The sequence below is a fragment of the Mycobacterium sp. genome (assembly GCF_050701675.1).
GTDB lineage: Bacteria > Actinomycetota > Actinomycetes > Mycobacteriales > Mycobacteriaceae > Mycobacterium.
On sequence record NZ_JBOGDD010000980.1, the window covers coordinates 1 to 10,347 of the forward strand.

The window sequence follows — 10,347 nt, forward strand, 5'->3', positions numbered from 1 at the left end:
CGCCACCACCCATCAACTTCGACCCGTACGGCGACTATGGCCTAGCCCTCGGGGGCTTCGGTGGCGGCAGTGGCGTTCATGGCGGCATGCACCGATAGGTGCCGCATCCGTCTTCGAGTGAATGAACACGATAGCGAGCGCTGTCAGAATCGTCACGACTCGGAGGGGCGGGGGGACACGTGCGCGGGACCAACGTCCGGCGTCGCGTCCAAAATGTGGCCACGGAGGAGATTTCGGCCTAGGGGTCGGCGGAGATACCTGCCTGAACTGCGTGTTTCAAATGTGGAGCCTAGGGGATTCGAACCCCTGACATCTGCCTTGCAAAGGCAGCGCTCTACCAACTGAGCTAAGGCCCCTCTACGTGATCAGCTCGGCTGATCGGCGGCCACATGCCAAACCTCGACGCGACTGCGCGATCTCACGATCAGCACACCCGCTACGAGAAGGGCGAGCACTACGAGAAACCTCACAGCGCACCTCTTTCAGTAAGGCAAACCGTGGGCCTGGGAGGACTCGAACCTCCGACCTCTTCGTTATCAGCGAAGCGCTCTAACCACCTGAGCTACAGGCCCGTAATCACATACGGCCGAGGGACGAATCTACCGTAACCACGCCCGTCGTCCCAAACCGCCGGGTTCTCGCGACGTTCAGTCCCTGTCGGCGAGCGTCACCTCGACGCCGCCGACCAGGTCGGTGGTGAGGTTGTAGATGAACGCGCCGCATGTCGCCATGGCCGTGAGCAGGACGATGTTGACCAATCCGATGAGCGTGGCGCCGCCGAAGATGGTTCCGCTCGACACCAGTTCGCCGCTGCCGCTGGCACTGGTGAGCAAGTCGCCCACGTTGCTGTTCAGCTTGCTCCACACGCCCATGCCGCCCAGCACCAGATACAGGAACGCGACGGCGATCATCCACACGAAGAACAGCGCCACGCTGAGCACCAGCGAGACCTTCAGCACGCTCCACGGGTCCACGCGCCGGACCTGCATGCTCGCGCGCACCGGACCCTGCGAACGTGCTGCCTGGGCGCGGGTGGCGGGTGCCGACGGGCGCGCCGACGGCTCAAGAGCAGTCCGTTCGGTCCCCGGCTTGCGGACGGGGCGGGGCGCAGGCCCCGAAAGGTCGGGCAGCTCACTGGCGAACACCTCGGGACGCCCGGAATCGGTGCGGGTGGCCGGCGGGGCGGCATCCGGTTCCCGCTGTGGAGCGGGTTCCCGGGTCGGTGCGGCTTCCCGTGTTGGTCCCTGCACCGGCCCTGACGCCGGTCCACCCGAGATGAACCGGTTAAGCCGGGCATCGGTGCCGGGGGAGTGCCCGGTCGACGTCCCTACCCGCGGCGCGTCCGGGGCCGACGCCTCGCCGGTGCGCGGTGGCCTTGGCCCTGGCCGTGCCGTGCCCCGCTGCCACGGAGGCACGTCGCCGGACGGCGAGCCCCCACCCGGGGGCCCACTGTCGTGGCTACCGTTCGCGCCGTTGGCGCTGCCAGTCCCATCGCTGGTGCGCGGTGGTCCAGGTTCGTTCGGTGAACCCACCTAGGGCTCCTTAGCTCGGGCCGGCTGCCGACGGCCAACGGCATGCCCACATCCGGGGCATCACGTCGCGTCGGTCCCTGCGTCGTCTGCGTCGTCTCCCGCATCCTCGTCGGCATTGCGGGCGACGGCAATCAGTGTGTCGCCATCGCCGAGGTTCATCAACCTCACACCCTTGGTCTGGCGCCCGGCCTTGCGTACCTGACGTGCCCTGGTCCGGATGACGCCGCCACCGGAGGTGATGGCATATAGCTCGGTGTCGTCGTCGACGATCAGTGCTCCGACCAGGGTGCCACGCTTGCGGTCGTACTGGATCGTGAGGATCCCCTTGCCGCCGCGGCCCTGGGCGGTGTACTCCTCGATCGCGGTGCGCTTGGAGTAGCCACCCGAGGTCGCGACCAGAAGGTAGGTGCCTTCGCGGACCACGTTCAGGGACAGCAGCTGGTCCTCTTCGTTGAACCGCATGCCCTGCACGCCGGAGGTTGCCCGCCCCATCGGACGTAGCGCCTCGTCGGTTGCCGAGAACCGGATCGACTGACCCTTGGCCGACACCAGGAGCAGGTCCTCGTTCGCCGAGCACAGCACGGCGCCGACCAGTTCGTCGCCGTCACGCAGGTTGACCGCAACGATGCCGCCCGAGCGGTTGGAGTCGAAGTCCGTCAGCTTGGACTTCTTCACCAGGCCGTTCTTCGTGGCGAGCACCAGGTACGGCGCGTCCTCGTAGCTCTTGATCTGGATCACCTGAGCGATGCGCTCCTCGGGCTGGAAGGCCAGCAGGTTCGCGACGTGCTGGCCGCGCGCGGTACGCGAGGCCTCTGGCAGCTCGTACGCCTTCGCCCGGTAGACCCGACCCTGGGTGGTGAAGAACAGGATCCAGTCATGCGTGGAGCCGACGAAGAAGTGCCGGACGATGTCGTCCTGCTTCAGCCCGGCGCCCTGCACGCCCTTGCCACCGCGCTTCTGGCTGCGGTAGAGATCCGACTTGGTCCGCTTGGCGTAACCCGTCTCGGTGATGGTCACGACGACCTCTTCGCGGGCGATGAGGTCCTCGTCGGCGACGTCACCGTCGGCCGGGATGATCCGGGTGCGCCGGTCGTCGCCGTACTTCTCAACGAGCTCCGCGAGCTCGTCGTGAACGATCGCGCGTTGACGTTCGGGCTTGGCCAGGATGTCCTCGAGGTCGGCGATCTCCGCCTCGATCTTGGCCAGGTCGTCGACGATGCGCTGACGCTCCAGGGCGGCCAAGCGCCGCAACTGCATGTCGAGGATCGCCTGCGCCTGGATGTCGTCGACGTCGAGCAGCTCGATCAGGCCCGCGCGGGCGACGTCGACGTTGGCCGACGCCCGGATCAGCGCGATGACCTCGTCCAGGGCGTCGAGCGCCTTGACCAGTCCGCGCAGAATGTGGGCGCGTTCGTTGGCCTTGCGCAACCGGTAAATGGTGCGGCGCACGATGACGTCCAACTGGTGGACCACATAGAGGCGGATCAGCTGGTCGATCCGCAGCGTGCGGGGCACGCCGTCGACGATGGACAGCATGTTCGCGCCGAAGCTGGTCTGCAGCTGGGTGTGCTTGTAGAGGTTGTTCAGCACCACCTTCGCCACGGCGTCGCGCTTGACCTCGACGACGATGCGCATGCCGACGCGGTCACTGCCCTGGTCCTCGATGTTGGAGATGCCCGCGAGCTTGCCGTCGCGCACCTGGTCCGCGATCGAGGTGATGAAGTTGTCGTGATTCACCTGGTAGGGGAGCTCGGTGATGACCAGCAGCGTGCGGCCCTTGGAGTCCTCCTCCACCTCGACCACACCCCGCATGCGGATGGAACCGCGGCCCGTCGTGTAGGCGTCGTGGATTCCCTGCGAGCCGACGATCAGACCGTAGGTGGGGAAGTCGGGACCCTTCACCCGTTCGGTGACCGCGGCCAGGGTCGCCTCTTCGTCGGCCTCGAAGTTGTCGAGGCACCAGAACACCGCCTCCGCGAGTTCCCTGAGGTTGTGCGGCGGCATGTTGGTGGCCATTCCGACCGCGATGCCGCCGGAGCCGTTGGCCAACAGGTTGGGGAACCTGCTGGGCAGGACGGTGGGCTCTTGGACCCGACCGTCGTAGTTCGGGATGAAATCGACTGTCTCCTCGTCGATTTCACGCAGCATCTCCATGGCCAGCGGCGTGAGACGTGCCTCGGTATACCTCATGGCCGCCGGTGGGTCGTTGCCCGGTGAGCCGAAGTTGCCTTGGCCGTCGACGAGGGGATAGCGCAGCGACCACGGTTGGGCCATCCGCACCAGGGTGTCGTAGATCGACGAGTCGCCGTGCGGGTGATAGTTGCCCATCGTCTCGGCAACGGAGCGTGCGGATTTCGCGTGACCGCGGTCGGGCCGGAAGCCCGAGTCATACATCGCGTACAGCACGCGGCGGTGTACCGGCTTGAGGCCGTCACGGACCTCGGGAAGCGCGCGGCCGACGATGACGCTCATCGCGTAGTCGATGTAGCTGCGCTGCATCTCCTGCTGGATGTCGACCGGTTCGATCCGGTCGGTGGTCACGCCGTCGTCGCCGCCGGGGGGCAGGGTCGTGTCTGTCATATGCTCCTCGCTCGTCTATGAGCAGCTAGGAATGTGGATCGAAGGATCAAACGTCAAGGAAGCGAACGTCTCTGGCGTTGCGGGTGATGAAGCTGCGACGGGCCTCGACGTCCTCGCCCATCAGCACGGAGAACAGTTCGTCGGCCGCGGCGGCGTCGTCGAGCGTGATCCGGCGCAGCACCCGCGCACTCGGATCCATCGTGGTCTCCCACAGTTCCTTCGCGTCCATCTCACCGAGACCCTTGTAGCGCTGGATGCCGTCTTCGGCATTGATCCTTCGACCGGCTGCCTTACCCGCCTCCAGCAGTCCGTCACGCTCGCGATCCGAGTAGGCGAACTCGGGTTCGCTGCGCTGCCACTTCAGCTTGTACAGCGGCGGCTGCGCGAGGAAGACGTGCCCATTCTCGATGAGCGGCTTCATGAATCGGAACAACAGCGTCAACAGCAGCGTCGAGATGTGCTGACCGTCGACGTCGGCGTCGGCCATCAGCACGATCTTGTGATAGCGCAGCTTGTCCAGGTCGAACTCGTCGTGGATACCGGTGCCGAGCGCGGTGATGATGGCCTGGACTTCGGTGTTCTTGAGAACCCGGTCGATGCGTGCCTTCTCGACGTTGATGATCTTCCCGCGCAGGGGCAGGATCGCCTGATACATCGAGTCGCGGCCGCTCTTCGCCGAGCCGCCGGCTGAGTCACCCTCCACCACATAGACTTCCGACAGCCGCGGGTCGGTGGAGCGGCAGTCGGCCAGCTTACCGGGCAGCCCACCGATGTCCGTTGCGCTCTTGCGCCGCACCAACTCTCGCGCCTTGCGGGCCGCCATCCGCGCCTGCGCGGACTGAACGGCCTTGTTCAAGACGGTTTTCGCCTCGGCCGGGTTGGCCTCGAACCAGTGGCTGAGCTGCTCGTTACAGATCTTCTGTACGAACGACTTCACCTCGGTGTTGCCGAGCTTGGTCTTGGTCTGGCCCTCGAACTGCGGATCGGCGACCTTCACCGAGATCACCGCGGCCAACCCCTCGCGGATGTCGTCGCCGGTGAGGTTGGCGTCCTTTTCCTTCAGCAGCTTCTTGTCCCTGGCGTACTTGTTGACCACCGTGGTCAACGCGCTCCGGAAGCCCTCCTCGTGCGTGCCGCCCTCGTGGGTGTTGATGGTGTTCGCGAAGGTGTGCACCGACTCGGAATAGCCGGCGTTCCACTGCATGGCGATTTCGACCTCGTGGCCGGGGCCCTTGCCGTCGAAGTCGATGATGCTCTGCTGGATCGCGGTCTTCGTGCGGTTGATGTGCTTGACGTAGTCGACCAGGCCGCCCGGGTAGTGAAAGGTGCGGTGCTTTATCTTGTGCGGGCCCTTGGCCTCTGCCTCTTTCTCGTCCGCGGACTTCGGCGCTTCCGCCATGTCGCTCACGACGTCGTCGACGACGTCCTCGTTCGTGACGCGTTCGTCGATCAGGTCGATGGTCAGCCCCTTGTTCAGGAACGCCATTTCCTGCAGGCGACGCGCTACGGTCTCGAAGTCATAGACCGTGGTCTCGAAGATGTCGGAGTCCGCCCAGAACCTGACCGTCGTGCCCGTCTTCTTGGACGTGCCGCCCTGCTTCAACGTGCCGGGAACCGAGCGGTCGTAGTGTTGGAACCACTCGTGACCGTCCCGCAGGATCGTGACCTCGAGACGGCTGGACAGGGCATTCACCACCGAAACGCCCACGCCGTGCAACCCACCACTGACGGTGTAGCCACTGTTCTCGCCGCCGAACTTGCCGCCAGCGTGCAGTTGCGTCATGACCACGTCGACGGTCGGAACCCCGGTGGCGTGCATGGCGACGGGGATGCCACGGCCGTCGTCGGTGACCTGAACGCTGCCGTCACCGAGGATCTTGACGTCGACCTTGGTGGCATATCCCGCCATCGCCTCGTCGATCGCGTTGTCCACGACCTCCCAAACGAGGTGGTGCAGACCTCGCTCACCCGTGGAACCGATGTACATGCCCGGCCGTTTCCTGACCGCCTCGAGACCCTCCAGAACGGTGATCGATTCGGCGCCGTACTCCTTGGGAGAACTCTTCTTCTGGGCAGGCACGTTGGACGCGTCTCCTTGGTCTTGAGGGCAGGGGTTGCCGGCTAGGGGTTCGAGGGCCCCCGCGAGTCTCGGATCAGTCTACCGTTACCCACCGTCAGGACTGACTCTGAGGCGGCGTTTCTGTGTACCTAATCGAGCCGTGCACGGAATTTCTCGGCCAACGGTGCGTCCCGACGACCGATCAGCCCGTCGCAACTGTTGTCGGCGTCCTCAGATGCAGGGCCGAGGACCTCACCCGTAGGTGTCGCGCGGGCCGCGTCCCGGCACGTTGTACTTACCCTTGCGCCACGTCGGAGCCGCCGGACCGACGATCTTCACACTGGTGACGACGCCGTCACCCACGGCCGCGGCGATCTTGGCCAGAATCTGCGACTGAACAAGGCGCAGTTGGGTCGCCCACGCCGTCGACTCGGCCTCCACCGTCAATACCCCGTCACGCAGCGCGGACGGGTTGGCGTGCTCGGCGATCTGATCACCCACGACGGTGGCCCACTGTCCGAATACCGACCCCTCCGCGACGCGGGACGACCATCCGCGACTCTTCGCCAACTCGGAGGTAGCGCTCCCGAGCGGCTGCGGATCGCGGGCATCCGGCCCTGGCCCCGACCACTTCCGGCGCGATCCGCGCACGGGAGCGCGGTTCACCGACGACGTTCGACCACGGCCCACGTCCTTGCCCTGGCTGCGGGCGGCGCCGCGCGCCTCTTCCAGCGTGCGCCTGACCAGATCCATGCCCTTTAGATGAGCGAGGTGCGCCGGAGGTTCCATCGGTTCTCCATCCGTGGAGTCGGTCATTCGATCACCTCTGAGAGTCGACCGGAATCATCGTCACGCATACCGATCTCCATTCTGCGCGCATCCCAGTCCTGTGGGATGTCCTCCTTGACCGCGGCCGTCACCAAAACCTGTTCGGCGGACGCCGCCACCTCGACCAGCGCCCGCCGACGTGCGTTGTCGAGTTCGGCGAACACGTCGTCGAGGAGCAGCACCGGATCACTTCCATCGGACCGGAGAAGTTCGTAGGCGGCCAGTCTCAGGGACAGCGCCATCGACCACGACTCCCCGTGACTGGCGAACCCCTTGGCCAGCTGATCACCGAGTCGTAGTTCGAAGTCGTCGCGGTGAGGCCCCACTAGACAGACCCCCCGCTCGATTTCGGTGGAGCGCTTGCGAGCCAGTTCATCGAGTAGTGCCACCTCGAAGACCTCGGTGCTCGACGCGCCGGTGGCCGCCTCTGCCTCGACGGCGTCGACCGAACTGCGGTAACGCACCGACGCGGGACGCGACGCCGGAGCCAACAGCTGGTAGGCCTTCGCGATCTCGGGAGCCAGCAGACCCATCAGCTCGACCCGCGCGGCGATCAACTTGGCGCCGTGGCTGGCAAGGTGCCCGTCCCACACGTCGAGCGTCTCCAGGGCGCCGGTATCGCCGCGAAAGCGGGCGCCCGCAGCGCTTTTCAGTAGGGCCGCACGTTGTCGCAATACCTTGTCGTAGTCCGCGCGGATACCTGCCACCACGGGGCGGCGGGTGGTCGCGAGCTCGTCGAGATAGCGCCGCCGTTCACCGGGCTCACCGCGGACGAGCGCCAGATCCTCCGGCGCGAACAGCACCGCACGCAACGCCCCGAGGATCTCGCGGGCGCTGCGCACGGGGGAGCGGTTCAGTCTCGCCTTGTTGGCCCGCCCCGCGGTGATCTCGAGGTCGACGGCCAACTCGCGGCCCTCGTTGACGACGATCGTCGACACGATCGCACGCTCGGCGCCCGCCCGGATCAGGGGCCCGTCCGAGCCCACCCGGTGTGAGCCGAGCGTCGAGGAATACCACAGCGCCTCAACCAGATTCGTCTTGCCGAAACCGTTCGGTCCGACGAACACCGTGCGTCCGGGCTGTAGTTCCAACTCGAGACGTGACCAGGAGCGAAAGTCGGTCAGTGTCAGTTGACGTACGTACACCGATCAGCCCCGCGTCACTTCATCGCCGTGCCCTGGATCAACCAGACTCACTAATCCTCTGCACCGCATGCCCACCGAACTGATTGCGAAGCGCGGCCACGGCCTTCATCGTCGGCGAATCATCCTGTCGTGAAAGGAATCTCGCGAACAGTGCTGCAGCGATGGCCGGGACCGGCACGCGCAGACGGATGGCCTCCTCCACGGTCCAGCGACCTTCGCCTGAATCATCGGTGTAACCCCTGATCTCGGCGAGTTGAGGATCTTCCTTGAGTGCCTTGGCCAGCAACGTCTGCAGCCACGACCGCACCACGGTGCCATTGGTCCACGCCTGATAGACGGCCTGCGGACTCTTGATCAGATCCTCAGCGGCCAGCATCTCGTAGCCCTCGCCGTAGGCGGTCATCATCGCGTACTCGACTCCGTTGTGAACCATCTTGGCGAAGTGTCCCGCGCCCACCGGGCCTGCGTGGACGAAGCCGTCCTCCTGTGGCCCCGGCGGCCGCAGCGTGTCGAAGACGGGCAACACCTTGGCGACGTCGGCGTCACTGCCGCCGACCATCAGTCCGTAGCCTTCGGTCAGACCCCAGATGCCGCCAGAGACACCTGCGTCGACGAAGCCAATTCCCTTCTCCGCCAACAGCGCAGCGTGGGGAGCATCCTCCGTGTATCGCGAGTTGCCGCCATCGACCACCAAGTCCCCGGAACCGAGCACCTTCGCGAGGCCTTTGATCGTGGTACTGGTGACCTCACCAGAGGGCACCATTACCCACACCACCCTTGGCGCCGAGAGCGCCGCGGCGAGGCCGGCGAGATCCGGGACGTCGGTCACCTCGGGGCGAGGATCGTATCCGATTACTTCGTGCCCACCCTGACGCAGGCGTTCACGCATGTTGAAGCCCATTTTTCCGAGACCGACCAACCCGAGTTGCATGTGCGCCTCTTTCGTGGAGATAAGGCCGGTCAGCCTGGGAGGCGCACCGGCATCAACAGGTACACGTACTCCGTCTGGGCAGCCGGGAAGGGACCGCTGGAACCGACGTACGCATGATCATCATCACCCGCCGGCCGCAACACCGCGGGACGACTGGATGTCGTAAAGCCGAACGTCACCTTCGGAGAGTGCAGCGAGCCAAGGCCATCGGTCAGGTACGTCGGGTTGAAGGCGATGGTCAGAGGTTCACCGAAGAACTCGACGGGAAGATCTTCCTCGGCACGCCCCACCGCGTCCTCGCCGCCGGCGGACAGTCGCAGCGAGTCCTCGGAGAACTCCATGCGAACCTGTGCGCCACGGTCGGCGACGAGAGCCACGCGCTTGATGGCCTCGGTGAGCTCCGCGACGCCGATGGTCGCGACCGCCGTGTGCTCGGCGGGCAGCAACTGACGGAACTTCGGGAACTCCGCGTCGAGCAGCCGACTCGTCGTGCGCTTGCCGTTGCTGCGAATTCCGAGCAGTCCGTCCTTGCCGACCGCTGCGCCCGCACCGAGTGACAGATGTACGTCGGCTCCGTCGGTGCCCGCCCTCGCTGCCTCGGCGAGTGTCTTCGCCGGAACCAGCACGGCCGCTTCGATGTCTGCGGATTCGATGGACCAGGTCAGTTCGCGCACCGCGAGACGGAACCGGTCGGTGGCGGCCAGGACGACCTTCTCACCGGAGATCTCCACGCGGATGCCGGTCAGCATCGGCAGCGTGTCGTCCCGGCCCGCCGCGATGGCCACCTGGCCGATGGCCTGTCCGAACAGCTCAGATGACACGACACCGGTCTCCTCCGGCAGCGAGGGCAGCGTCGGATAGTCCTCGACTGCCATCGTCGGCAGGGAGAAACGCGCGCTGCCGCAGCTCAACAACACCCGGGTGCCCTCGACACTGACGTCCACCGGTTTGGCCGGTAACGACTTCGTGATGTCGGAAAGCAACCGCCCAGAGACGAGAACACTTCCGGGAGAGGCGATTTCGGCCGCAACGCGCACTTCGGCCGACACTTCGTAGTCGTAACCGGAGATGGTCAGCCCGTCATCGGAGCCGGTCAGCAGGACGCCGGAGAGAACCGGCACCGTCGGCCTGGTCGGCAGAATGCGGGCAACCCATGCCACGGCGTCGGCGAAGTCCTCCCGCACCAGGCGGAACTTCAAATCGGTACTAATCGTCGTCGTCGCCACGTCCATAGCGTCCCTTCGGTGAAACCCCAGCTACAAGCACTAGCAG

The 10,347-nt window shown here is 65.7% G+C and carries 7 protein-coding genes and 2 tRNA genes; all 9 read right to left on the minus strand.

What is annotated here, in order from left to right; all coding sequences use genetic code 11:
- Nucleotides 1–283 precede the first annotated feature (283 nt).
- Nucleotides 284–356: transfer RNA gene (locus ACRDUX_RS29625), tRNA-Ala, on the minus strand.
- Between the two features lie 142 nt (nucleotides 357–498).
- A tRNA-Ile gene (locus tag ACRDUX_RS29630) sits at nucleotides 499–572 on the minus strand.
- A gap of 75 nt (nucleotides 573–647) precedes the next feature.
- On the minus strand, nucleotides 648–1,532 hold the full coding sequence (locus tag ACRDUX_RS29635; protein WP_526419197.1) for a DUF3566 domain-containing protein: 885 nt from the start codon (nucleotides 1,530–1,532) through the stop codon (nucleotides 648–650).
- A gap of 60 nt (nucleotides 1,533–1,592) precedes the next feature.
- Nucleotides 1,593–4,112, minus strand: a complete 2,520-nt coding sequence (gyrA, locus tag ACRDUX_RS29640) for a DNA gyrase subunit A (protein WP_526419199.1) — start codon at nucleotides 4,110–4,112, stop codon at nucleotides 1,593–1,595.
- A 46-nt stretch (nucleotides 4,113–4,158) separates the two neighbouring features.
- Nucleotides 4,159–6,192, minus strand: coding sequence for a DNA topoisomerase (ATP-hydrolyzing) subunit B (gene gyrB, locus ACRDUX_RS29645; protein WP_526419201.1), 2,034 nt, complete (start codon nucleotides 6,190–6,192; stop codon nucleotides 4,159–4,161).
- 231 nt (nucleotides 6,193–6,423) lie between these two features.
- Nucleotides 6,424–6,987 carry a DUF721 family protein gene (locus tag ACRDUX_RS29650; RefSeq protein ID WP_526419203.1) on the minus strand — a complete coding sequence of 188 codons (564 nt, stop codon included), beginning with the start codon at nucleotides 6,985–6,987 and terminating at the stop codon, nucleotides 6,424–6,426.
- On the minus strand, nucleotides 6,984–8,144 hold the full coding sequence (gene recF / locus ACRDUX_RS29655; RefSeq protein ID WP_526419205.1) for a DNA replication/repair protein RecF: 1,161 nt from the start codon (nucleotides 8,142–8,144) through the stop codon (nucleotides 6,984–6,986). The genes ACRDUX_RS29650 and recF overlap by 4 nt, the downstream gene beginning before the upstream one ends.
- 37 nt (nucleotides 8,145–8,181) lie before the next feature.
- Nucleotides 8,182–9,075 (minus strand): phosphogluconate dehydrogenase (NAD(+)-dependent, decarboxylating), encoded by an 894-nt coding sequence (gene gnd / locus ACRDUX_RS29660; protein ID WP_526419207.1) that lies wholly within the window; start codon nucleotides 9,073–9,075, stop codon nucleotides 8,182–8,184.
- A gap of 29 nt (nucleotides 9,076–9,104) precedes the next feature.
- Nucleotides 9,105–10,307 carry a DNA polymerase III subunit beta gene (gene dnaN / locus ACRDUX_RS29665; protein ID WP_526419209.1) on the minus strand — a complete coding sequence of 401 codons (1,203 nt, stop codon included), beginning with the start codon at nucleotides 10,305–10,307 and terminating at the stop codon, nucleotides 9,105–9,107.
- Between the last annotated feature and the right edge of the window lie 40 nt (nucleotides 10,308–10,347).